Here is a 23,465-nt window from a genome sequence, read left to right on the forward strand (position 1 = left end):
CTACAGGCGCGGAGGTAGAGCAATCGCCAAAACAGCCTGCTCCACCGCATACACCGCGTCCTGCGACTCACCCTTCAGCTGGGCGTCCGCATCAGCCAGAAGCTGCACAATATGCGCCAACTGGGCGCCGGTAAAACGGCGGCCGTCACGCTGAGCCTGCTCAACCTGCCACGGTGACATACCCACCTCACGCGCCAGCTCGTTAGCGCTCATGCGCACGTGGTGCACGCGCGCAATATTACGGATACGCATGGCGAGCGCGCCCAGCATCGGAATCGGCTCCGTGCCGGTGGCGAGAGAGTGGCGGAGCAGACGCAGAGCCTCCGGGGCGTTACCGGAAATCGCGGCGTCACTGACGCGGAACGCGGTGACCTCGGTGCGGCCGCCGTAGTAGCGGTTCACCGCCTCCTCGGTGATTTCGCCGGGTACGTCTGAGAGCAGCTGCTGGCATGCGGCGGCAAGCTCCGCAGTGTCGGAGGCGGCAGCCGTCAGTAGCGCCAGGGCGCCGCCGGTAATCGGGCGCTGAGCGGCGGCGAACTCCCCCGCCAAGAACTCGCTCTTTTCCCGGTCGGTCTTGAGCGCCTTGCAGTTAATGAGCACGAACTGGGAGCGCACCAGGTCGATGAGCTTCTTGCCGCGGTTACCGCCCGAGTGGTTCAGAATGAGCATGATGTCGGGCTCGGGGGCGTTCAGGTAGGCGAGCGTATCGGTCAAAAACTCGTCGCTCATGGAGGCGAGGTTCTCAACCTCAATGATCTTTGCCGAACCGAACAGGGAGGGCGAAGCGTGCAGGATCAGCTCCCCCGCCGTGTAGGTGGCGGCGTTAATCTGAACGCGGTCCACCTCCGGGTGGATGCTACGGAACAGCTCACGCAGGCGTGCCGCAGCGCGGGAAGCAAAGTACTCCTCCGGGCCGTAGAGCATGACGGCGGGTGCCGGGGTGACGGTACGCCACGCGGTGTCGAGGGCGGGGCCGCCTCGGCGGGCGTAGCCTCGGGAACCACCACGCTGGGTTGAACGCTTACGCTCGGACACGCTTATCACTCGCCTTTATCTGCAGGGTACGGGCTGAACTCGACCCCGATGCGCACGGGGGTGCTGCGCGGGTAGAGTCTCGAGTATCCATCATAGCGTTTTCTTCTCGGATGCCTCCTAGCGGTGGTTAGGGGTAGTCGGTCAGGGTTAGATGCCCGCAGTTAGTCGGTTAGGAACGGGCGGGCTGATGGGAGCGCTGATAGGAGGGCGCAGTGTGCGGTACCACCCGCAAATACTGCCGGTGCGTGACCGCACGGTAGCGGCGCGCATCCACCCACCACAGGGCTACGCTCAACGCCAGCACGCAGAGGGCGCTACACACCACCGCCGGGACGCTCGAACCGGGCTCCCACGGGTTACCCGGCGCGTGCGCGGCAGTGTGTGCCGCCCACTCGATGCCCTGCGCGGCAAGACCACCGGCGCGCAGGCACAGATCCGCCAAAGTGGGCAGACCCAGGAGCATGAATCCGAGCGCCACCAGCCCGGCGAGCATACTCAGCGGCGCCAAAGGAGCGGCAATCAGGTTCGCAGGAACCGAGTAGAGCGGCACCTTACCGCTCATCGCCAAAATCAGCGGAGTGCACCACAGGGACGCCACAATCGGCGCGGCGAGCATTTCCGCGCAGAACACCGGCATGACGCGCATGAGCAGACGAATTAGCGGAGGGCCCAGCAGAATCAGCGCAGAGGTTGCCGTCACCGACAGGGCAAACCCCATATCCACGGCGAGGTGCGGGGCGGCAAGCAGACACATCAGCACCGTGGTTTGCAGCGCCGCCAAGGACTGGCGACCCGAACCGCGCAGCATCGCGTAAGCACCGAGCAGACCCATGGCGAGGGAACGAATTACGGAACCCTCAGAGTCCAGCAACATGGCGTAAGCGAGCACCGCCGCAACCCCGCACAGCACCATGACGCGGTGCGGAATGGCGAGGGTGCTCAGCCGATGTACGAGCGGCGGCAGGGCGTGGGCGTTTGGCGGGGTAGGTTGTTGAAACTGGGCTGGTTGTTGAGGTTGGGCGGGGCGCCGGGGGTACGCGGGGCGGCGAGAACGAGCCGTGCTTCTCCCCCGCAACCGCTGCATCCAGGAACGGAACAGCAGGTATGCGCTGGCGAAACGGTACGGACGAACCGCCAACACCAGCCGGTACGCACCCAAAAACACAATGGCAATATTCGCCCCGGATACCGCCGTAATATGGCTGAGCCCGCTGAGCTTATACTCCTCCCGCGCGGTCGAACTCATCAGCGAATCATCCCCGTAGGCGGTACCCAAAACCAGTGCCGCCGACTCCGTGCCGAGGGCGTCCAGGGCGCGGGTGCGCAGCTGCTCCTTGAGCGTGGACAGGTACGGCTCCGCCGCCGTCCGGGTGACAGCGTTCGACCCGGTACCGTAGGCGGGCGCAGGAAAAATAGTTGCGCCGCTCAGCTTCGCCGTGGAACCGTTGAACTCCACCGTGCCGAGAGCGGTCACCTTCATGCCCGGATAAATCGCCTGCGAGCGCGCGGTACCGCTCCCCTGTTGCTGAGCTGCCGAGCTCGCCGCCGAACGTGCCTCCAGGCGCTGCGCGGCGCTCTTTGCCGAACCGTCACGCCGATACACGCGTACCCGCTCATTCACCAGCGCACGCACGCTCCGCCCCTGAATTTCCTCCAGCTTAATGACCACCAGAGTAGTGCGCGGATCCACGCGGCGAACCTGCTCCACCGTGCCATTCAGACGAAGCGAGGCACCCTGCGCCTGCTGCAGGGTGGCGCGGGATGCATCCACCCCCGTAGCGCACAAAAGCACCGCCTGAACCGTGACAATACACGCCAGAAAAACCAGCTGACCGGTCGTGCGAAAGAGCAGGCTGTAGGGCATCACCGCACGCGGCGGAAAGAACAGCAGAATCACCAGGCACCCCAGCAGGGCAATGAGCACACACGCCAGCGGATGCACCACCCGCCACGTACCCACGGTCAGCGCCGCCGCGGTAAAAGCCCACAGCACCAGCACCGTAAAACTCAGGCGAAAGTCCAGGTGAATGAGGCTTCCCTGGGCGCGCAGCTCCTGCTCATCACGGCGGGTACGCCACCGTTCAGCGCCGATGCTCCAGCGGTAGCGGACGCGGTCATACGCCGTAGCCGCGGACCGGATGAGGCGCCGGGTGAGGCGCAAGGAACCGGGAAAGAGTTCCTGCTCCCCTGCCTGCGGGCGGTTCGGCCTGCGGTTTTGCCGGGGCATTAGACCGTCACCAGCGGACGCAGATTCTCCAGCATCGACGGACCAATGCCAGGCACCGCATCCAGCTCATCCACGCTACGGAAACCGCCGTGCGCCTCACGCCAGGCAATAATGCGCTGAGCCATCGCCGGACCAATACGCGGCAGGGTCTGTAGCTCCTCAGCGGTGGCGGTGTTAATGTTCACCGGGGTTGAACCCTTCTGCGCGCTGCCCGCAGGAGTTAGCGTGCGCGCAGGCTGAGGCTGAGTGCCATCCTGCGATGCACCATTCGCCGCGTTACCCTGACCCGCATTCGCCCTTCCACCGTTGGGCTGAATCTGCGCCGGAGCAGCCGTCTCACCACGATGCGGCACATAAATCTGCACCCCGTCACTGAGCGCACCGGCAAGATTCACGCGGTCCAGGTCAGCATCCGCGGCGGCACCGGAGGCGGCGGCAATCGCATCCACGGCACGACCCTGCGCGGGCAGCGTGTACACGCCGGGATTGTTCACGGCACCCGCCACATGCACCCGCACGGTAGCTTCACCGGAGGCGCCACCCTGCGCGGATTCACTCGGGTTAGCGCTCGGCTGGGCGGTCGATTGGGTGCCGGGGCTCTGCTGGGCACCCACCGCCTGCACCGACTCGGCGGAAGCACCCGGGGAGGCAAGCTGCTCGGCACGCGGAGCCGCCGAAAACTGGGTCACACCCCACACCACGGCGACCAGCGCCAACACCGCCACCAGAAGCAGCACGCGCGGCGACAGACCCCAACGGGTACTGCGGGTGGTGCCGGGCTGATCGGCCTGCTCCCACTCCGCCCAGTCGTCCACCTCGTTCCAGTCGGGCTGCTGATCCCAGTCAGCCCAGCCATTCGACTCCGGGCGGGATGCCGCTGGCTGAGCGGTAGATACATGCTGGCTGGTAGGTACGGGCTGGCCGGCAGGCGCGGGCTCGGCGGGTGTTTCTTCGGCGGGCACCTCCGCAGGCGTTACCTCAGCGGCAATAGCCAGCGGTACGGTGTCCTCGGCATCCGGCGCGCCGTTCTTGCGGGCGCGGGGGCTGCGGTAGAGGCTGTTCATCAGGGAGCGGGCGCTACGCTGCGCGCCGCCCGGCTGAGGTGTGCCGCCCTGCTGGGCTGCACTATCCTGCACAGGGCTCTGTACAGCGTTCTGGTCGGGGTTGGGGGTCATGCTCGTCATACCCCTACCCTAGGCTCACGCGCGCGAACGCACGAGGGCACGCAAAGAACCTGTGGATAACTCCCCTCGCACAACGCGAAAGGGGCCATCCACAGGCTCATTTTTGAAAAATATGCGGTTTTTGTTCAAAAACGGAGGGGTTTGGTTTGTCATAAAACCGTCACAAACACTTCAGCCACACGAGCTGCCCGCACCGTTTAAGAGCAGAATCTAGCTTTCGCTTAGTCCTCGCGCGGCAGCTCAGTACCCGGAACACCCAGCTCCGAAGCACGCTTATCAGCCATCACCAGCAGGCGACGAATACGGCCCGCAATCGCGTCCTTCGTCATCGGCGGATCAGCCAGACGACCCAGCTCATCCAACGACGCATGCTTATGCAGCACACGCAACTCACCGGCATAGCGCAGATGATCCGGCGCCTCATGACCCAGAATCTGCAGGGCACGCTCCACGCGAGCGCTCGCCGCAACAGCCGCCTGAGCGCTACGGCGCAGGTTCGCGTCATCAAAATTCGCCAGACGGTTCGCGGTCGCACGAACCTCCTTGCGGGTGCGCGCCTCACGCCACGTGGTCAGGGTGCCGGTCGCGCCCATACGCTCCAGCAGCTGCGAAATCGTCTCGCCGTCACGCACCACCACACGGTCCGTGCCGCGCACCTCGCGTGCCTTCGCAATAATGTCCAGGCGACGGGCCGCACCCACCAGCGCGAGCGCAGCCTCCGGACCGGGGCAGGTAATCTCCAGGGAGGAGGAACGACCCGGCTCAGTCAGCGAACCGTGCGCCAGGAACGCACCGCGCATGACCGCCTCAGCGTCCTGCAGAGAGCCGTTCACCACAGCCGGCGGCAGACCACGCACCGGGCGGCCACGCAGATCCAGCAGACCGGTCTGGCGAGCCAGCGCCTCACCGCCGTGATCCACACGCACAATGTAGCGGCCGCCTCGACGCAGGCCACCACCGCTGACGCTGGTCAGCTCAGAGTCGTGTCCGTAAATCTCCGCGATGGTGCGGCGCATGCGGTGGGCGGTTGCCTCGTGGTCGACCTCAGACTCCACCACGATTCGCCCCGAGACAATGTGCAGGCCTCCGGTAAAACGCAGAATCGTAGAGATTTCTGCCTTACGAGCAGAGACTTTCGTTGCCTCGTAGTTGGCGAGTTCGTCCTTGACGAGCGTGGTTAATGCCATGAACAGGTCCTTCTGGGCGTAGTGTCTAAGAGTCTATAACTTCGGGAAATGAGCACACCAAAAATAGCAGCCGCAACGGTGATTCTAAGAGCTCAGCTCAAACGCTTCGTTATACGCAGCCGCAAGCTTCAGCGGGTCGTGCACATTCGGCTGGGAGCTCGAACGCAGATGCGCCCACACAACCTTCGCACCCATCGCAGAGGCCTCGCGCTCCAGCTCGGAACGGTGATCAGCCTGCATGTCAGCGTCAGCAATCACCGCGTCAAGGTGAAGCTTCGGGGCGTACTGGCGCAACAAATCCAGGTGCGTTGCCGGGGTGAAGCCGACCGTCTCCTTATCGTCGGAGAGGTTCATGACCACGCAGCGGCGCGCCTCCGTGCGGATAATCGCCTCACGCTGAGCGTCCAACAGCAGATGCGGCAGAACCGACGTACGCCACGAACCCGGACCCAAAACAATCCAGTCGGACTCCTCAATAGCGGAGAGCGCCTCCGGGCAAGGACGCGCATTTGCGGGAGATAGACCAATATCGTGAACCCGCTCCTCCTTCGAGAGGTTCACCTGGCCGACCACCTTCACACGCTCAATACCGCCGCCGTTATGCTCACGCAACACGGTGCCGTAAATGACCATCGGATCCAGCGCCATCGGCAGCACGCGGCCGCGCGCATTCAGCAGCGCACCCGCCCAGTCCAGACCCGCAACCGGGTCATCCAGCAGCTGCCAGAGAGTAGCAATCAGCAGGTTACCGAGCGCGTGATAATCCAGCGGGAACTCACCCTCATAACCCTCGGGTGCGCTAAAACGATGCTGCATCACATCACGCCACGTGCGACCCCAATCGGTGTCATCACACAGCGCAGAAAGCGCCATACGCAAATCACCCGGAGGGAGAATACCCATCTCCTCACGCAAACGACCCGACGAACCGCCATCGTCAGCAACCGTCACAACAGCCGTCAAATCAGGCGTGACGTGGCGCAACGCAGACAGGGAACCGTACAGCCCGTGGCCGCCGCCCATCGCCGTAACCTTCGGCGAACGGTGCGTGGTCTTCAACAAGCGCAAAGCCTGAGTCGGCAGAGCCGGCAGGCGCGGAATACCCTGAGTGTCATAACTGGTCGAATGGGTAGACATAGTAATACCTCACATACCCGGAAGGAGTGGTATGCCGGCCCCACGGTGTGCGGGGCCGGACGGCGGCTAATGAAACACGACGCGGTGGTTGGGACGCGCCGGGAAAAACTTACTCGCGGCCCTTGTCGCGGTGCTGAACATTCACGTTCAGCTCACCGAAAGCAGAGAGACGACGAGCCAGTTCCTCCGTCACAGCCACGGAACGATGCTTACCACCGGTGCAGCCAATTGCGATGGTGGCGTAGTACTTACCCTCACGGCGGTAGCCCTCAAGCACGGGGCGAAGAGCCGCAAGATAGTTGCTGATGAACTCCTCGGTGCCTGCGTGCTCCAGCACGTAGTCGCGCACCGGGGCGTCCTGACCGGTCAGGGGGCGCAGCTCCGGAACCCAGTGCGGGTTCGGGATGAAACGCATATCAGCCATGTAGTTAGCGTCCGAAGGCGCACCGTACTTGAAGCCGAAGCTCATCACGGTCAGGTTCAGCTTCTTATCCGCACCCTCAGCAAACATTTCACGCACGGTACGAGCCAGCTCGTGAACATTCATGCCGGTGGTGTCAATGGTGCGGTCAGAAGCGAGGCGCAGACCTTCAAAGAGAGTGCGTTCAGCGCGGATACCGTCGAGGACGCGGCCCTCACCCTGCAGCGGGTGCGGGCGGCGCTGAGCCTCGTAGCGGGCAATAATGGTTTCGTCCTTGGCGTCAAGGAAGAGCATGGAGAAGTCAATATCGGACTTGCGCAGAGTCTCAATCGCAGCGGGAAGATCGGAGAACAGTGCGCGGGCGCGAACGTCAATGCCGAGCGCCACCTTCGGAACTCGCGCACCGTCACGGGTCACCAGCTCAGCCAGGGAACCGAGCATCTGCGGTGGGATGTTATCGATAACGTACCAGCCCTCATCCTCCAGCACGTTTGCGACAGTGCTGCGGCCGGCACCGGAAATACCGGTAATCACCAGAATCTGAGGGCGCTCCTCACTCTGGGCGGACTGTACCGTGGCGGGCTTGCTCTGATTCTCGGGCATGGTGCTTCTTCCCCTTCAACGCGAAATACTCTCTATGCCATGATACAAGACCTTTATCTGACGGTTCAGGGGTACGGTCAGAAATTTCACCACTATGACAGAAATATGAGACGCTCCCCCGACCGAACCCCAGAAGGAACCCCAGAAGAAAGAAACCCGCATCACAAGTGCTTGCACATAATGCTCTCCGAGGGGTCTACAGAAGGAGGCGGACGGCAGAGCTACGGAGGGTACAGCCCCCGGCTAAGAACCTCGCGCGGTAACACTGCCGCGGGCACAGCAAAGCCCGCACGATACCTCCCACAGGAGGCACCGCACGGGCTCCACACTATAAACGCTCCAAAACTCTACGCGGATACGCCAGGTTGCCTTAGACAGAAAACTCAGGCAGAAAGCTCAGGCAGGAAAGCCGCCACATGCTCCAGCAGACGCACCGACAGCTCCTTCTTCGAACCGGAGAACACCGGCGCCTCATCATTCAGGGTCGACAGCAACGTAATCGTGTTATCGTCCGTGCCGAAACCACGATTCACACCCACCGTATTGACCGCCAAGAAGTCCGTGCCCTTACGCTGCAGCTTCTCACGACCCAGCTCCAACGGAGTCTTCTCCGCCGAACCGGTCTCCGCCGCAAAACCAACAATGAGCTTCGGACCGAGGGTGCTCTCCCCCGCCTCATGAGCCTGCTGGCGGCGCACCACGACCTCACGCAGAATATCCGGGTTGCGCACCAGCTGAATCACCGGCGCATCCTCAGAATCGGCGCTCTTCTTAATCTTGAACTCGGCAAACTCGGCGGGCCTAAAATCAGCCACCGCCGCAGACATGATCAGCACATCCGCCGCCGCGCTCGCCTCAAGGGTCGCCTCACGCAGCTCCAGGGCGCTCACCACGCGGGTCACCTGCACACCCTCCGGCGCGGGAACCTCAAGGTTCGCACCAATCAGGTGCACGGTCGCGCCCAGGTCGCGTGCCGCCTCCGCGAGCGCCACGCCCTGCTTGCCGGTCGAACGGTTGCCGAGGAAGCGTACCGGGTCCAGTGCCTCACGGGTGCCGCCAGCGGTAATGACCACGAGGCGACCGGCCAGAGGACCACGCAGCGATTCGGATGCGCCAGTTGCCTGGCCCGAATCAACCTGACCAGGCTCAACCTGGCTCGAATCACCCTGACCCAGCAACGCCGAAGTCAGCGTCGCCGCACGCGCCGCCGCCATACGCTCCTGCTCCGTGCCCGTGTACAGGGGCTCAGTCGGCGCGTAACCGGGCGTGTACACCGGGTGCACCTGCCCCTTCGGGAAGCGAGCAATCACATCCAGCGCCACCGCGAAAATATCCTCCGGCTCTGGCATACGACCCGGACCAGAATCCGGGCCCGTCAAACGCCCAATCGCAGGCTCAATCACGTGATAACCCCACGAACGCAGCGTCTGCACATTCGCCTGAGTCGCCGGATGCTCCCACATCTGGGTGTGCATCGCCGGCGCCAAAATCACCGGGGCGTGCGTCGTCAACACCGTAGAAGACAGCAGATCATCCGCACGACCAGCCGCCAAACGAGCCAGCAAATCAGCGGTCGCCGGGGCAATCACCACAGCGTCAGCCTGCTCGGCCTGACGCACGTGGTTCACCTCCGGCACGCGGTCAAACACGTCCGTCGAGACGGGGTTGCCGCTCAGCGCCTCCAGGGTGGGAACACCCACGAACTTCGTCGCGTTCGGGGTGGGCATGGCGATTACCTCGTCGCCATTCTTCGCAAAAAGACGAAGGAGCATCGCCGCCTTATACGCAGCAATGCCCCCTCCAATACCAACGATAATGCGCATGGTACGTTAAAGAATCCTTAAACCTGAAAGAACGCAGATTACTCAGCGGACTCGTCGAGGATAACCTCTTCGATAGCAATAACCTCTTCGCTACCTGCGGGGATGTACTCCTCCTCGATAGCGCCAGAGAACTCAGCCGCGCTGAAATCAATCACAGCGGACAGATCCTCGGGAACGGGGTAGCCGTCCTCATCGAACTTAGCGTCCGGGTGGTGCTCCGCCACAACACGGTCAGCAATGATTTCACGCATTGCCACCGACAGAGACTTCTCGTTCGACTCAGCGTCAACCAGCGGGCCAACGTGCGCAGCAGTATTGTCCTGCAGGTTAGCGTAGTACGCGTTAATCTGGCGTGCACGGCGGGCACCGAAAATCACCAGGCCGTACTTGGACTCCGCCTTCTCAATCAGCGCGTCAGCGCTGGGGCTCACGATGCCCTCGGGAGCGACACCGTCAACGAAGTTGTAGTCCTCGTGTTCCTTGATTTCGTTTGCCACTAAAAACTCCAAATAGCTTGATGGAATGTACGTACCGAACGCCCCCGCACACCGTTCGCGCTATGGCGCAAACCGGGCACACTGAGGGCACGGTCAAAACTAAAGAACTATTCTACCCTCTCAACGGCTAAAACGCACGTACCAGCCCGGATAAAAGGCAGACCGGCAGGCACAGAGTAGCGGGCACAGGGCAAACAAAAGGCGGGGGCTCCGAAGAAAACTCTTCGAAACCCCCACCTTTCACAACGCCTCACGGCAGAACTACAGGTCGGAAGAAACTCTAGCCCCACCGCAAACGCAAAGCATGCAGATTAGGCAGCGCCAATCAGCTCAGCAATCTCCTTCGCTGCACGCTCAACAGAGTCGTTGACGACCGTGACGTCAAATTCCTTCTCAGCAGCCAGCTCAACCTTCGCGGTTTCAAGGCGACGAGCTTGCTCCTGCTCACTCTCGGTACCTCGACCCACCAGACGCGACACCAGCTCATCCCAGCTCGGAGGAGCCAAGAAAATCAGGCGAGCATCCGGCATGGTCTCGCGAATCTGGCGAGCACCCTGCAAGTCAATCTCAAGGATCACCGGGCGGCCAGCATCCAGGGCCTCCTGGACCTTAGCGCGCGGAGTACCGTACTTGTTCTTACCGTGCACCACAGCGTACTCAAGCATCTGACCGTCAGCGATCATCTGGTCAAACTCTTCCATCGAAACGAAATAGTAGTGAGTACCGTCAACCTCACCGGGGCGAGGATCACGAGTAGTAGCGGAAACAGAGAACCACACGTTCGGGTAGTTCTCACGAATGTACTGGCACACCGTACCCTTGCCAACAGCAGTGGGGCCAGCCAGTACGGTGAGAGTCGGCTGAGACATAGCTTCCTTACTGCGCCTTCATCGACTGAAGGCACGATGTGTTAGGACTGAGAAGATTCAGGAGGCAGAGTATTAGTCCTGCGACGTGCACGGTTCAAATACCGCGAATTACGGTTGAAGTACTCCACCATCTTGCGACGCTGGTGTACACCCAGGCCGCCAAGGCGGCGAGTCGGTGCAATATGAAGTTCTTCAATGATGCGTTCAGCTCGAACGGCACCAATGCCCGGAAGTGCGCGCAGCATCTGCCCCACCGGCATTTTAGCCAGTGCAGGGTCGGAATCGACCATATCGAGCACCTGACGCACGGAAAGTTCACGGTCACTCAGTGCACGCTTAATTTCCTGGCGGTGTGCTCGGGCAAGTACTGCCTTCTCGCGGGCGGAGGCGCGCGCATCCTCAGTTAGCGGAGTCAGCGGCATGGTTGGGTCCCCCATTTCTGCGAGTTATAGAATTTTACTTATCAACTAATGTATCACGGATAGCGCGAGAATCCTCGTTCCACCCGCGGCACTCACCCTCGCACCAACAATGCGTCTACGCACGTCAGCACGTAAATATCAGGGAGTACCCCTATAGCATAGCGGAGTATTCGCCCTATCAAAAGTGGAACCACAGAAGCGCCTCATAGAGCGGGCGCACTCCCCCGCTACAGAGGTGAGCAAACTCGCACCGGCGCGGGTGTGCGGCGGCAAAATTATGCATGCCGGTGTACCCAGAAACGGGGGTTAAACCAGTCGAACCCGGCGCTCCCGGGGCGAAAATTGGGCGCGGAAATCGGGTGCCGAAAACCGGGTATCGGAACCCGGAAACGCAAAAGGGGTGCGCACCCCGAGCAGACCCTCAACAGAATCTACCCGGAGCACACGCCCCTCACGCAACACGCGAACTATGCGCCGCGAGCCGCCAACAGGTCATCACGAGCCGCCTGCGCAGCCTGCGCCAAACCCTCAACCGACGGGCCTGCAGCGAGCACGCCACGGCTGGAATTCACCAGCACCTGCGACTCCACACCCGCGAACACGCGGTACAGGTCAGCGGCCGAGGCACCCTGAGCGCCGTAACCGGGCGACAGAATCGGGCCGTTGAAGGAACCCAGGTCAATACCCAGGTCAACCAGCGCCTGACCAACGGTCGCGCCAACCACCAGGCCGCACGGGCCCATCTGCTCCCACTGGCGGGAAGCATTCTCAGCGGTAGCCGCAGCGATAATACGCTTAGCCACAGCGCCCCCAGACTCGCCGGAATGACCAGACTCCGACGCGCCCACGTGCTGAACGCTCTTACCCTCAGGGTTCGAGGTCAACGCCAGCACGAAAGTGCCGCGGTCATTCTCATCAGCCAAATCCAGCGCCGGACGCAGCGACTCAAAACCCAGATACGGGCTCAAAGTCACCGAATCGGTACCCAGCGGCGACGAGGAGCCGAGCCACGCATCCGCGTACGCCTTCATGGTTGAACCGATATCGCCGCGCTTAGCGTCAGCAACAATCAGCACACCATCAGCGGCAGCGCGGGCGAACAGTGCCTCCAGCACAGCAAGACCAGCCGAACCGTGACGCTCAAACAGCGCCACCTGAGGCTTCAACGCCGCCGCAAACGGGGCGCAACCCTCATAGACCGCCTCAGTAAAAGCAGCCAGACCGGCAGCAGAATCCTCAAGACCCCACTGCTCCAGCAGGTTCGGATGCGGGTCAATACCCACACACAGCGGGCCGCGCTCCGCCATCGCCTTCGCCAGACGATCACCAAAAGCAGCGGACATTACGCCTCGCCACCCTCGGAACGAGCATCCACAGCGGCAGCCAGCTGAACGTCGTGCTCCTGCAGGCTCATGATGTCCCAGCTGTGCTCACGCAGAGCATTAATCGCCTGAACAGCCGCAGCGAACTCAGAGATAGTGGTCATGACCGGGCAGCCCACCGAAACCGCAGCGGCACGAATCTCGTAACCATCGCTACGAGCTGCACCACCGGCAGGGGTGTTCAGAATCAGGTCAATGTCACCGTTGCGGACCATGTCCACAATCGAGTGGTCGCCGTTCGCCTCAGCGAACTTCGAAGCCACAATCACCGAGTTCAGGCCGTTACGGCGCAGAATCTCAGCGGTACCACCGGTCGAAACGATCTCAAAGCCCAGCGACTCCAGCATCTTCGCGTAAATAATAACGTTACGCTTATCGTGGTTAGCCACCGAAATGAACACCTTACCGGAGGTCGGCAGCGGCGAACCAGCACCAGCCTGAGCCTTCGCAAACGCGGTGTCATAGTGCTTATCCAGACCCATGACCTCACCGGTCGAACGCATCTCCGGGCTCAGCAGCGAATCCACCACAACACCCTCCGGAGTGCGGAAACGAGCGAACGGCAGAACCGCAGCCTTCACAGCAATCGCGGTCTCCTCAGGCAGGGATGCGCCATCCATGTTCGACGGCAGGTAACCCTCAGCCTTCAGCTCAGCAATGCTCTTACCCAGACCAATCAGCACAGCAGCCTTAGCCATCTGCACGCCGGTAGCCTTCGACACGAACGGAACAGTACGGGACGCACGCGGGTTCGCCTCAATCACGTACAGGTTCTCAGACACGTACGCGAACTGAATGTTAATCAGGCCGCGCACACCGGTGCCGCGAGCAATCTTCTCGGTAGCGTCCTTCACCTTCGCGATGATGTCCGGGCCGAGAGTAATCGGAGGCAGAGTACAGGAAGAGTCACCCGAGTGAATACCGGCTTCCTCAATGTGCTCCATGACGCCGCCCAAGTACAGCTCCTCGCCGTCAAACAGAGCGTCAACGTCAATCTCGATAGCGTCCTCAAGGAACTTATCAATCAGAGCAGGCTGCGAAGGCGAAACCTCGGTAGCGTTCTCCAGGTAGCGTGCCAGGTTCGCCTCATCGTAGACGATCTCCATGCCACGGCCGCCCAGCACGTACGAAGGACGAACCAGAACCGGGTAACCAATCTCGTCAGCGATGCGCTTAGCACCCTCGAAAGTGAACGCGGTACCGTTCTTGGGCGAAATCAGGCCGCCCTCCTCCAGCACGCGGGAGAACTCGCCGCGGTCCTCAGCCAGGTCAATAGCCTCGGGGGTGGTGCCCAGAATCGGCACGCCCGCATCCTTCAGGGCACGAGCCAGCTTCAGCGGAGTCTGACCGCCCAGCTGCACGAACACACCCATCAGACCGCCGGTACGACGCTCCGACTCAACAATCTCAAGCACATCCTCAAGGGTGAGCGGCTCAAAGTACAGGCGAGTCGAAATATCGTAGTCAGTCGAAACGGTCTCGGGGTTGCAGTTGACCATGACGGTCTCGTAACCCAGCGAACGCAGCACCAGCGAAGCGTGCACACAGGAGTAGTCGAACTCGATACCCTGACCGATACGGTTCGGGCCCGAACCCAGAATCATAATCGAGGGCTTCTCGTGGTGCGCAACCTCATCCTCCAGGTCGTAGGAGGAGTAGTGGTACGGAGTGAACGCCTCAAACTCGGCTGCACAGGTGTCAACAGTCTTGAAGACCGGGCGGATACCCAGAGCGTGGCGAACACCGCGCACAACATCCTCAGAAGAGCCGATAATCTCAGCAATCTGAGCGTCCGAGAAACCGTGACGCTTAGCCAGCTTCAGGGTCTCCGGGTCAAGGTTGTCACGCTTAGCGTGAACCACACCGGCAACCTCATTCAGCAGCACCAGCTGATCCAGGAACCACGGGTCAATCTTGGTCGCCTCGTGCAGCTGCTCCACGGTAGCGCCAGCCAGCAGAGCCTGCTGAACCTGGTAGATACGCTGAGTGGTCGCAACCTTAGTCTTCTCAACCAGCTCAGCCAGCTCAGCCTCAGACAGGGACAGCGGCTTGAACGAGAAGGACGCACCCTTCTGCTCCAGCGAACGCATCGCCTTCTGCAGAGCCTCAGTGAAGTTACGGCCCAGAGCCATAGCCTCGCCAACACTCTTCATGGTGGTGGTCAGGGTCGGGTCAGCAGCCGGGAACTTCTCAAACGCGAAGCGCGGAACCTTCACGACCACGTAGTCGAGGGTCGGCTCGAAGGACGCCGGGGTCTTCTGGGTGATATCGTTCGGAATCTCATCCAGGGTGTAACCCAAAGACAGCTTGGTCGCAATCTTCGCAATCGGGAAGCCGGTAGCCTTCGACGCGAGCGCCGAGGAACGAGACACGCGCGGGTTCATCTCAATGACGATGATGCGGCCGGTCTTCGGGTCGATCGCAAACTGGATGTTACAACCACCGGTGTCCACGCCAACCTCACGAATCACGTTGATCGCGATGTCGCGCAGCTTCTGGAACTCACGGTCGGTCAGAGTCAGTGCGGGTGCCACGGTAATGGAGTCACCGGTGTGCACGCCCACGGGGTCGAAGTTTTCGATGGAGCAGACGACCACGACGTTGTCGTTGGTGTCACGCATCATCTCCAGCTCGTATTCCTTCCAGCCGAGGATGGACTCCTCCAGCAGGACCTCGCTGGTCGGCGAGTACTGAATACCGGCGCCGGCAATACGGTAGAGGTCTTCCTCGTTGTACGCCATACCCGAGCCGAGACCACCCATGGTGAAGGAGGGGCGGACCACCATCGGGTAGCCCAGCTCCTTAGCGGCTTCCAGCGCCTCCGGCATGGAGTGAACAATCACCGAGCGTGCAGACTCGCCGCCGGCGCGCTCCACCACGCCCTTGAATGCTTCACGGTCCTCACCGAGGTTAATCGCCTCAATGTTCGCACCAATGAGCTCAACATTGTACTTGGAGAGCACGCCGCGCTCATCCAGGGAGATAGCCGCGTTCAGTGCGGTCTGACCACCCAGGGTCGGCAGGATTGCGTCCGGCTTTTCCTTCTCGATGATCTTCTCAATCACCTCGGGGGTGATGGGTTCAATGTAGGTGGCGTCCGCGAACTCGGGGTCGGTCATGATGGTTGCCGGGTTCGAGTTCACGAGGATGACGCGCACGCCCTCCTCCTTCAGCACGCGCAGTGCCTGAGTGCCGGAGTAGTCAAATTCCGCTGCCTGACCGATGACGATGGGGCCGGAACCGATGACGAGGACGCTATTAAGGTCAGTACGACGAGGCATTTATGCTTCCTTTGCAGTCTTGGTTGCGACCATCAGGTCGATGAAACGGTCAAAGAGGTAGGCGGAATCGTGCGGGCCCGCGGCAGCCTCGGGGTGGTACTGCACGGAGAACGCGGGGATGTCCTTACAGGTCAGGCCCTCAACCACGTTGTCGTTCAGACCCACGTGGGAGACCATGACCTGACCGAACTCAGCGTTCGGTGCGGTCACGTAGTCGCCAATCGGCGCGTCCACAGCGAAGCCGTGGTTCTGCGCGGTGATTTCAACCTTGCCGGTGGTCTTGTCCATGACCGGCTGGTTGATGCCGCGGTGGCCGAAGGGCAGCTTGTAGGTGCCGAAGCCCAGGGCGCGGCCGAGCAGCTGGTTACCGAAGCAGATGCCGAAGAACGGGGTGCCCTTACGCAGCACGCCCTGCAGCAGCTCAACCTGCTCGTCAGCGGTTGCCGGGTCACCGGGGCCGTTGGAGAAGAACACGCCGTCGGGGTTGTGGGAGTAGATGTCCTCGAGGGTTGCGCTTGCGGGCAGCACGTGCACGCGCACGCCACGCTCAGCGAAACGCTGCGGGGTCATCGACTTAATGCCCAGGTCCAGGGCGACGATGGTTGCGACCGGGGGTGCGAACCAGTTGAACTGGTGCGGCTCAACGGTGTAGGCGGTGTCAACCGAAACGGAGTCAGCGAGCTTACGGCCAGCCATCGGCTCGGAGGCGCGCACCTCCTCCAGCAGTTCAGCTTCGGGGCGTTCTGCGTGCTCACCGGAGAACACGCCCGCACGCATCGAACCGCTCGAACGCAGGCGGCGGGTCAGGGCGCGAGTGTCAATGCCCTGAATACCGACGATGCCCTGCTCGATGAGCTCTTCGTCGAGGGTGCGCTCAGAACGCCAGTTGGATGCCACACGTGCTGCGTCGCGAACCACGTAGCCGGCAACCCAAATCTTGCGGGACTCAGCGTCGGTGGTGTTCACGCCGGTGTTGCCGATATGGGGAGCGGTCTGAACCACAATCTGACCCGCGTAGGAGGGGTCGGTCAGGGTTTCCTGGTAGCCGGTCATACCGGTCGAGAAAACCGCCTCGCCCAGGGACGCGCCGGTTGCGCCGTAGCCGTAGCCGCGGTAGACGGTGCCGTCCTCCAGGACGAGCAGCGCGCGGTCCGTACGCAGGGCGCCGGATCGTGTCATGTCAGTCATGCTCTTCTTCCTTTTCTCTGGTGTTCTCCCCCGCTTCCTGTACGGCCTCTACCGTGCAGGTTCCGGGGTAGTCTATGGTGCCTTCGGCGGGTGTTCGCCTGACCTCAGGCAAAATCTATGGGTGTGGGTGCGCAGGGATATTACACCGGGATTTAGGCTTCCGGTTCTGCCGTCCACTTCTCGGGCGCATCCACCGCGTTCGGGGCGATGCGGCGCAGCTCCTGCAGTACCGCCTGCTTGTCCTCGGCGTAGCGGGTGCGGAAGCCGGTCTGCACGCGGTGACCGTCCAGGGTCCAACCAATCACGACCAGGCCGTTCTTCTCCACAACCTTGCCCGCCATACCGCGGTCGGTGGTGATGACGGCGAGCTTCTTCGCCGGAATCCACAGGTCCTTCGCTCCGTTACGGGTGAAGATGATGCTGTCCGGGTAAATCAGCAGGGTGGACTTGCTCTTGAAGCCGAGCGAATCGAAACCCACGCGGTCCAGCCAGTTACCGAAGATCGTGGTGCTGACGTACTCGCCCTCAAAAGCGGCGTCAGCGGTCATGCCCTCGTAGCGTTCGGGAACTTCCTTGAGGGAGCCGAACATGTTCGCCTGGCGTGCCAGGCGCGAGCGCCATCCGTGCCACATGCCGTAGATGCACAGGGCGACCAGGGCGATGCAGATGATGGCGGTCAGGAACTTTCCCACGAAGGTTCTCTCTTTCGGTTGGGGTCTCGGTCGATGATCTCGGCCTGGGTTGGTGAGGTTGGGGGCGGTGCTCCCGGCGAGGCGGTGGCAGGCGTGAACCTACCACCGCCAGGCACGGTCACTACGTACGTTTGCCTCGCGGGTTAACGGCGCGGGGTTGCCAGCTCGCCGTTCAGCACGGTCGGGTGGCCAGCGTAGAAGGTTGCACGGATCGAGCCGGGTACCTCCATGTCGCGGTAGGGGTTGTTCTTACCCTTGGTTGCCTGCTCCTCCGGCTTGATGACGCGGGTTGCCTTCGGGTCGACCAGCACAATGTTTGCCGGTTCGCCTTCGGCAAGCGGGCGGCCCTGCTCGGCCTCCAGACGGCCAATCTTCGCGGGCTGCTCGGAGAGGATGCGTGCCACGTCGCGCCAGGTAATCATGCCGGTGTCAACCAGGGTCATCTGGATGATGGACAGTGCCTGCTCCAGGCCGGTCATACCGTTCGCGGCGCACGCCCACTCGCATTCCTTGGTCTCTGCCGGGTGCGGTGCGTGGTCGGTACCAATCACGTCAATGATGCCGTCAGCAACAGCCTGACGCAACGCCATGACGTCCTCTTCGGTGCGCAGCGGCGGGTTCACCTTGAAAATCGGGTCGTAGGTGCGTGCGGTCTCGTCGGTGAGCAGCAGGTGGTGCGGGGTTGCCTCCGCGGTCACCTTCACGCCGCGGGACTTAGCCCAGCGCACAACCTCAATGGAGCCCTTGGTGGACAGGTGGCAGATGTGCAGCTTGGAGTCCAGGTGCTCAGCCAGCAGCACGTCGCGGGCAATGATTGCCTCTTCAGCGACGGCGGGCCAACCGGTCAGACCCAGATCAGCGGACACCTTACCTTCGTTCATCTGGGCGCCTTCGGTCAGGCGCGGCTCCTGCGCGTGCTGCGCAATAACGCCGTCGAAGGTCTTGACGTATTCGAGGGCGCGACGCATCACGGCGGGGTCGTACACGCACATGCCGTCGTCAGAGAACACGCGCACGTTCGCGGTGGAGTTCGCCATGCCGCCAATGTCGGAGAGGCGCTCGCCCTTCAGGCCCACGGTCACGGCGCCGATGGGCTGCACGCGGCACCATGCGGATTCCTTGCCGAGGCGGTCAACCTGCTCAACGACTGCGGCGGTGTCTGCCACGGGTAGGGAGTTCGCCATGGCGAACACCGCGGTGTAGCCGCCCAGGGCTGCTGCGCGGGTGCCGGTCTCGACGGTTTCGGATGCCTCGTAGCCGGGCTGACGCAGGTGGGTGTGGATGTCGACCAGGCCGGGCAGCGCCACCTGGCCTGCCGCCTCGACGACCTGTGCGTCTGCGGCGTCAATGTTCTCTGCGATGCGGCTAATCACGCCGTCCTCGATGAGGATATCGGCGACCTTTTCGCCGTAGAGGCTTGCGCCCTTGATCAGGTACTTGCTCATGGTGTTGGTTCCTCTCGTTAGGAAGGTCGTTTAGGATTCGTCGCCGGCGTAGAGCTTGGCGCTGGAGCCGTCGGTCAGAAGCAGGTAGAGCACCGCCATGCGCAGCGCCACGCCGTTGCTGACCTGGCGCAGGACCCAGGAGTTGGTGGCGTCGGCGGCTTCGGTGCAGATTTCCAGGCCGCGGTTCATGGGGCCCGGGTGCAGGATCGCGACCGGCTGCGGCTGCGCCTGCAGGGTTGCGAAGCGTTCGGCGGTCAGGCCCCACAGGTCGGTGTACTCCTCTGCGGAGGGGAAGTACGCGGCGTTCATGCGTTCCTTCTGGATGCGCAGCAACATGACAGCGTCGGGGTTGGTGGCGATGGCTTCGTCGAAGTCGTGGAAGATTTCCAGGCCGGCTTCTTCAACCCAGGAGGCGGTATTCAGCGGTAGCAGGGTCGGCGGTGCGACGAAGACGACCTGTGCGCCGAGGGTGTGCAACAGCCAGAGGTTGGAGCGTGCCACACGCGAGTGCAGGATGTCGCCAACGATGAGCACGCGCATGCCGGACAGGTCGGTGCCGCGGGGGCTGTCGAGGCCGTCGCGTTCTGCCTTGTACTGGCGCAAGGAGACCGCGTCGAGCAGTGCCTGGGTGGGGTGTGCGTGGGTGCCGTCGCCCGCGTTGAGCACGGGGATGTCGGTCCAGCCTGCCTCGGCGAGGCGCTGCGGTGCGCCGGACGCAGAGTGGCGGATCACGAACGCATCCGCGGCAATCGCCTTGAGGGTCTGCGCGGTGTCCTTGAGCGACTCGCCCTTAGACACGGAGGAGCCAGAAGCGGAGAAGTTGGTGACGGCTGCACCCAGGCGCTTCTCCGCGGCTTCGAAGGAGAGGCGGGTTCGGGTGGAGTCCTCGAAGAAGAGGTTGACGACGGTCTTGCCGTTGAGCACGTTGAGGGTGCGGTTTTCGGCTTTGACCTGCGCCATGTAGTCGGCGACGTCAAGGATTTCGTTGGCTTCTTCGCGGGTTAGTTCGCGGGTGTCGAGCAGATGCTTCATGAGAGCCCTCCCAGCTGGATAATGTCAACTCGGTCTGTTGCGTTGTCGGTTTCAGTTAGTACGACGCGCACGGTTTCGCTGGCGCTGGTGGGCAGGTTTTTGCCCACGTGGTCGGCGCGGATGGGTAGTTGCCGGTGTCCGCGGTCTACGAGGACTGCCAGGCGTACGAGGGCGGGTCGTCCGTGGGCGTTGAGTGCGTCGAGGGCGGCGCGTACGGTGCGGCCGGAGTAGAGGACGTCGTCAACGAGGACTACGGTTTTGCCTTCAATGCCGATGGTGGGCATGATGCTTTCCCCTGCGGTGTCTGGGGAGGTGGTGCCGCCGGTTCGCTGGTCGTCGCGGTAGGCGGTGATGTCCAGGGCGCCGATTCGTGTTTCTGCGTTGAAGTTCGGCTCGATGGCTTGGATGCGGGCTGCGAGTCGTACGGCGAGGGGCACGCCGCGGGAGCGGATGCCGATGAGTACGAGGTTTTCTACGCCTTTATTGGTTTCGATGATTTCGTAGGCGATGCGGGTGAGGGCGCGGCGGATTTCGTCCTCGCTGAGGATGGTGCGGCCGACGGTGGTCGCGTCCTCGGAGGCGTTTTGAGGGGTTGCCGAATGGGGGGCTGCGGTTACATTTCGCCCCTGATTCGCGCCGGATGTGGGTACAGTTGACCCAGGCATAGCCGTCTCCTTCCCCGCCTCACGGGACGGATTTAAAGGTTTTGTGCTTCTAGTAGGGTACCACAGTTCACAGGCTACGTTCAGGTTCGGCGAGAGTCCGCTCACGGTGAGGCGGCTGCAGAAATGAAGCGCACACCGAGTCTCTAAATGGACAAAGAATAAAGCAGGGTGTGCACTCCGTGGATATATGTTAGGGTAATGGCATCAACCGATAACATTCCGCTGAATTCCACACGTTGCTGTATGGATAATTCTGCGGTTTACACAACCACACACCAGAAAAGAACCAACAATGATGTTTAACCGTAGTTCTATTGCCGCGCTCTCTGCGGCAATGATGCTCACCCTGTCCGCATGTTCCGGCGGCGCGCAGGTCAGCGCAGAATCGAGCGCTTCCACCTCCGCGAGCACTGAGTCGGCGAGCACTGAAGCTTCCGCGACTCCCACTGCGACTCCCACGCCTTCGCCCACCCCGACCGGCCCGTCTGGCTCCGAAATCGAACTGATTTACCCAAGCATTGACGTGAATAGCAACACGAAGGAAGCCGCTGAGGTAACCAATAAAGCTGCACACGCCGCATTGGAGCAGCATTTCCGCCTTTGGAATGCCTGGAGGCACGGGGATATTGAACACACCAGCGATGAGGAGCTGGTCCGGTACGTACATAAAGACGTGCTCGGAAGCGTAAAGAAGACTGTAGAGAATTTTTATGAGCTCTCTCAGGAAGCTCCCGCGAACGGCGATATTATCTTCCGTGATGCTAAGACAAAAGAGATTTACGGAAGCATTAAGGATGACGGGTCACGCGTATACAATACCGGCGTGGTTATCACCTACTGTGAAGACTGGAGCGATCTTCGCCGGGTAGATGGTGAGAAAGTTGATTCACCTCTGCAGACGCGAGAAATCACTTTTATTCGCCGTGCAGAGGATGGTGCGTTCGTTATTGCCAAGATGCGAACCGTACATAAAGGTTGCGGAGGCGAAGCAGATGCTACGAACGAGGCGACCGCACCCGCTCAAGGTGAGTAGCTGATACTGCACGAGGCGCATGCCGAGCACGCTGAGCAGGAACCATCCTCGAGGCGCATGCCGGGCACGCAGGGCGGGGGCTCCGTCCTCAAGGCGCTCAGCGCCGCAGAGGGGGCACTCCCCCGCCCGCGTTGTCCGGTGAAGCCTCCACCGCTGCTACAACCAAACCTAGCCAGCGCATCCGGCTCAGCATCCCAGACCCGAGCACACGACAAACGCAACCTAGACACAGAAAACCCCCGCCGTCCTGTAGCGAACTACAGTACGGCGGGGGTTTCACGTACGCTCCCCTGCGGGCACATCCTCAACGGCAGCAAACCAACCCAGCTACGGGGCTGGCGGGCAAGCCGCGGCGGGATGTCTTACGCGAGCAGGGTCGGCTTCACCTGACGGAGCTTATCCAGCAGACCGTTCACGAACTTAGGAGATTCATTCGTGGACAGCACACGCGCCAGACCGACAGCCTCAGAAATTGCGACAGCATCCGGAACTTCGTCATTGTACAGAAGCTCCCAAGTGCCAATACGCAGCACGGCACGGTCCACGGCGGGCATACGCTCGAAGGACCAGTCACGAGCGTAAGTCTCCACAAACTCGCGGATCTCTCCGTCGTGGTCGCGAACGCCACGAATGATTTCCTCAGAGTAAGCAGAGATCTGCGCTACCGTGTACAGTCGGCGGCGGCGGAGTACCTCAATATAATCTTCGTTGCGCTGATCCGCCTCGAAGAGCACTTCGAGGGCGCGCAATCGGGCTTTCGTACGCGAATTCATTAGTCGTTCACGCGACCGAGGTACTCACCGGTGCGGGTGTCAACCTTGACCTTGGTGCCGGTCTCCAGGAACAGGGGAACCTGGATCTCGTAGCCGGTCTCAACGGTTGCGGGCTTGGTGCCGCCGGTGGAGCGGTCACCCTGCAGGCCGGGCTCGGTGTAGGTGATTTCGAGGACCACGGATGCGGGCAGCTCGATGTACAGGGGGCTACCCTCGTGCATTGCGATGGTTGCGGTCTGGGACTCGAGCATGTAGTTTGCTGCGTCGCCGACAACGGTTGCGGGAACGTTGATCTGGTCGTAGGTCTTCATGTCCATGAAGACGTAGTCGTCGCCGTCCTGGTACAGGTACTGGTAGTCGGAGCGGTCAACGGTTGCGGTCTCAATCTTAGCGCCAGCGTTGAAGGTGCGGTCGACGACCTTGCCGGAGGTAACGTTGCGCAGCTTGGTGCGAACGAACGCGCCACCCTTACCGGGCTTAACGTGCTGGAACTCAACGACGGACCAGAGGTTGCCGTCAATCTTCAGGACGGCGCCGTTCTTAATATCGGTAGTGGATGCCATGGGGCT

General features: G+C 61.9%; 20 protein-coding genes. 1 reads left to right on the forward strand and 19 read right to left on the reverse strand.

Features of this window, described 5'->3' with window-relative positions:
* The 17 genes from holA to pyrR form a co-directional block, all read right to left on the reverse strand.
* A complete protein-coding gene (holA, locus tag HMPREF2765_RS03785) occupies positions 1 to 1,035 on the reverse strand; it encodes a DNA polymerase III subunit delta (RefSeq protein ID WP_070604306.1) in 1,035 nt (344 codons plus the stop codon).
* Positions 1,036 to 1,204: 169 nt separating this feature from the next.
* Positions 1,205 to 3,262, reverse strand: coding sequence for a ComEC/Rec2 family competence protein (locus HMPREF2765_RS03790; protein ID WP_070604307.1), 2,058 nt, complete (start codon positions 3,260 to 3,262; stop codon positions 1,205 to 1,207).
* Positions 3,262 to 4,446 carry a ComEA family DNA-binding protein gene (locus tag HMPREF2765_RS03795; protein ID WP_070604308.1) on the reverse strand — a complete coding sequence of 395 codons (1,185 nt, stop codon included), beginning with the start codon at positions 4,444 to 4,446 and terminating at the stop codon, positions 3,262 to 3,264. The genes HMPREF2765_RS03790 and HMPREF2765_RS03795 overlap by 1 nt, the downstream gene beginning before the upstream one ends.
* Positions 4,447 to 4,667: 221 nt before the next feature.
* Entirely contained in the window at positions 4,668 to 5,633 is a 966-nt protein-coding gene (whiA, locus tag HMPREF2765_RS03800; protein ID WP_005505961.1) for a DNA-binding protein WhiA, read from the reverse strand.
* Positions 5,634 to 5,717: 84 nt separating this feature from the next.
* A complete protein-coding gene (gene yvcK, locus HMPREF2765_RS03805) occupies positions 5,718 to 6,770 on the reverse strand; it encodes a gluconeogenesis factor YvcK family protein (RefSeq protein WP_049345462.1) in 1,053 nt (350 codons plus the stop codon).
* Positions 6,771 to 6,879: 109 nt separating this feature from the next.
* On the reverse strand, positions 6,880 to 7,794 hold the full coding sequence (rapZ, locus tag HMPREF2765_RS03810) for an RNase adapter RapZ (RefSeq protein ID WP_005505957.1): 915 nt from the start codon (positions 7,792 to 7,794) through the stop codon (positions 6,880 to 6,882).
* Positions 7,795 to 8,177: 383 nt separating this feature from the next.
* Positions 8,178 to 9,617, reverse strand: coding sequence for a bifunctional phosphopantothenoylcysteine decarboxylase/phosphopantothenate synthase (locus HMPREF2765_RS03815; protein WP_070604309.1), 1,440 nt, complete (start codon positions 9,615 to 9,617; stop codon positions 8,178 to 8,180).
* Between the two features lie 38 nt (positions 9,618 to 9,655).
* Positions 9,656 to 10,114 (reverse strand): DNA-directed RNA polymerase subunit omega, encoded by a 459-nt coding sequence (gene rpoZ, locus HMPREF2765_RS03820; RefSeq protein WP_070593339.1) that lies wholly within the window; start codon positions 10,112 to 10,114, stop codon positions 9,656 to 9,658.
* Positions 10,115 to 10,425: 311 nt separating this feature from the next.
* Positions 10,426 to 10,983: a guanylate kinase gene (gene gmk / locus HMPREF2765_RS03825; protein ID WP_005505951.1), complete on the reverse strand. Its 558-nt coding sequence runs from the start codon at positions 10,981 to 10,983 to the stop codon at positions 10,426 to 10,428.
* Positions 10,984 to 11,024: 41 nt separating this feature from the next.
* The gene (mihF, locus tag HMPREF2765_RS03830) at positions 11,025 to 11,405 is read right to left on the reverse strand and encodes an integration host factor, actinobacterial type (RefSeq protein ID WP_005505949.1); all 381 of its coding nucleotides are present in this window, start codon (positions 11,403 to 11,405) and stop codon (positions 11,025 to 11,027) included.
* Positions 11,406 to 11,872: 467 nt separating this feature from the next.
* Complete coding sequence (pyrF, locus tag HMPREF2765_RS03835) at positions 11,873 to 12,748, reverse strand: orotidine-5'-phosphate decarboxylase (RefSeq protein ID WP_070604310.1); 876 nt, start codon at positions 12,746 to 12,748, stop codon at positions 11,873 to 11,875.
* Positions 12,748 to 16,068 (reverse strand): carbamoyl-phosphate synthase large subunit, encoded by a 3,321-nt coding sequence (gene carB, locus HMPREF2765_RS03840; protein WP_070604311.1) that lies wholly within the window; start codon positions 16,066 to 16,068, stop codon positions 12,748 to 12,750. Before carB ends, pyrF begins: the two co-directional genes overlap by 1 nt.
* The gene (carA, locus tag HMPREF2765_RS03845) at positions 16,069 to 17,256 is read right to left on the reverse strand and encodes a glutamine-hydrolyzing carbamoyl-phosphate synthase small subunit (RefSeq protein ID WP_049327218.1); all 1,188 of its coding nucleotides are present in this window, start codon (positions 17,254 to 17,256) and stop codon (positions 16,069 to 16,071) included. It abuts the gene before it with no gap.
* 152 nt (positions 17,257 to 17,408) lie between these two features.
* On the reverse strand, positions 17,409 to 17,948 hold the full coding sequence (locus HMPREF2765_RS03850) for a PH-like domain-containing protein (RefSeq protein ID WP_070604312.1): 540 nt from the start codon (positions 17,946 to 17,948) through the stop codon (positions 17,409 to 17,411).
* A gap of 143 nt (positions 17,949 to 18,091) precedes the next feature.
* Positions 18,092 to 19,393: a dihydroorotase gene (locus tag HMPREF2765_RS03855; RefSeq protein ID WP_070604313.1), complete on the reverse strand. Its 1,302-nt coding sequence runs from the start codon at positions 19,391 to 19,393 to the stop codon at positions 18,092 to 18,094.
* Between the two features lie 30 nt (positions 19,394 to 19,423).
* Positions 19,424 to 20,425, reverse strand: coding sequence for an aspartate carbamoyltransferase catalytic subunit (locus HMPREF2765_RS03860; protein ID WP_070604314.1), 1,002 nt, complete (start codon positions 20,423 to 20,425; stop codon positions 19,424 to 19,426).
* Positions 20,422 to 21,090, reverse strand: a complete 669-nt coding sequence (gene pyrR, locus HMPREF2765_RS03865; protein ID WP_070604315.1) for a bifunctional pyr operon transcriptional regulator/uracil phosphoribosyltransferase PyrR — start codon at positions 21,088 to 21,090, stop codon at positions 20,422 to 20,424. The genes HMPREF2765_RS03860 and pyrR overlap by 4 nt, the downstream gene beginning before the upstream one ends.
* A gap of 292 nt (positions 21,091 to 21,382) precedes the next feature.
* Here pyrR and HMPREF2765_RS03870 point away from each other — a divergent pair, with 292 nt between their 5' ends.
* Positions 21,383 to 22,123 (forward strand): hypothetical protein, encoded by a 741-nt coding sequence (locus HMPREF2765_RS03870; RefSeq protein ID WP_070604316.1) that lies wholly within the window; start codon positions 21,383 to 21,385, stop codon positions 22,121 to 22,123.
* A 362-nt stretch (positions 22,124 to 22,485) separates the two neighbouring features.
* Here HMPREF2765_RS03870 and nusB read toward each other — a convergent pair whose 3' ends face one another.
* Both nusB and efp read right to left on the reverse strand, forming a co-directional pair.
* Positions 22,486 to 22,896 (reverse strand): transcription antitermination factor NusB, encoded by a 411-nt coding sequence (gene nusB / locus HMPREF2765_RS03875; RefSeq protein ID WP_049350076.1) that lies wholly within the window; start codon positions 22,894 to 22,896, stop codon positions 22,486 to 22,488.
* Positions 22,896 to 23,459 (reverse strand): elongation factor P, encoded by a 564-nt coding sequence (efp, locus tag HMPREF2765_RS03880; protein WP_005505932.1) that lies wholly within the window; start codon positions 23,457 to 23,459, stop codon positions 22,896 to 22,898. Before efp ends, nusB begins: the two co-directional genes overlap by 1 nt.
* Positions 23,460 to 23,465 lie beyond the last annotated feature (6 nt).

It is taken from the genome of Rothia sp. HMSC062H08 (genome assembly GCF_001810775.1).
Taxonomy (GTDB): Bacteria; Actinomycetota; Actinomycetes; order Actinomycetales; family Micrococcaceae; genus Rothia.

Coding starts and splice junctions, on each gene's coding strand:
- pyrR (WP_070604315.1), bottom strand. CDS start 21,090: ATGCCTGGGTCAACTGTACCCACATCCGGCGCGAATCAGGGGCGAAAT.
- carB (WP_070604311.1), bottom strand. CDS start 16,068: ATGCCTCGTCGTACTGACCTTAATAGCGTCCTCGTCATCGGTTCCGGC.
- carA (WP_049327218.1), bottom strand. CDS start 17,256: ATGACTGACATGACACGATCCGGCGCCCTGCGTACGGACCGCGCGCTG.
- rapZ (WP_005505957.1), bottom strand. CDS start 7,794: ATGCCCGAGAATCAGAGCAAGCCCGCCACGGTACAGTCCGCCCAGAGT.
- HMPREF2765_RS03855 (WP_070604313.1), bottom strand. CDS start 19,393: ATGAGCAAGTACCTGATCAAGGGCGCAAGCCTCTACGGCGAAAAGGTC.
- HMPREF2765_RS03790 (WP_070604307.1), bottom strand. CDS start 3,262: ATGCCCCGGCAAAACCGCAGGCCGAACCGCCCGCAGGCAGGGGAGCAG.
- HMPREF2765_RS03870 (WP_070604316.1), top strand. CDS start 21,383: ATGATGTTTAACCGTAGTTCTATTGCCGCGCTCTCTGCGGCAATGATG.
- HMPREF2765_RS03815 (WP_070604309.1), bottom strand. CDS start 9,617: ATGCGCATTATCGTTGGTATTGGAGGGGGCATTGCTGCGTATAAGGCG.
- mihF (WP_005505949.1), bottom strand. CDS start 11,405: ATGCCGCTGACTCCGCTAACTGAGGATGCGCGCGCCTCCGCCCGCGAG.
- pyrF (WP_070604310.1), bottom strand. CDS start 12,748: ATGTCCGCTGCTTTTGGTGATCGTCTGGCGAAGGCGATGGCGGAGCGC.
- efp (WP_005505932.1), bottom strand. CDS start 23,459: ATGGCATCCACTACCGATATTAAGAACGGCGCCGTCCTGAAGATTGAC.
- HMPREF2765_RS03860 (WP_070604314.1), bottom strand. CDS start 20,425: ATGAAGCATCTGCTCGACACCCGCGAACTAACCCGCGAAGAAGCCAAC.
- whiA (WP_005505961.1), bottom strand. CDS start 5,633: ATGGCATTAACCACGCTCGTCAAGGACGAACTCGCCAACTACGAGGCA.
- yvcK (WP_049345462.1), bottom strand. CDS start 6,770: ATGTCTACCCATTCGACCAGTTATGACACTCAGGGTATTCCGCGCCTG.
- HMPREF2765_RS03795 (WP_070604308.1), bottom strand. CDS start 4,446: ATGACGAGCATGACCCCCAACCCCGACCAGAACGCTGTACAGAGCCCT.
- gmk (WP_005505951.1), bottom strand. CDS start 10,983: ATGTCTCAGCCGACTCTCACCGTACTGGCTGGCCCCACTGCTGTTGGC.
- nusB (WP_049350076.1), bottom strand. CDS start 22,896: ATGAATTCGCGTACGAAAGCCCGATTGCGCGCCCTCGAAGTGCTCTTC.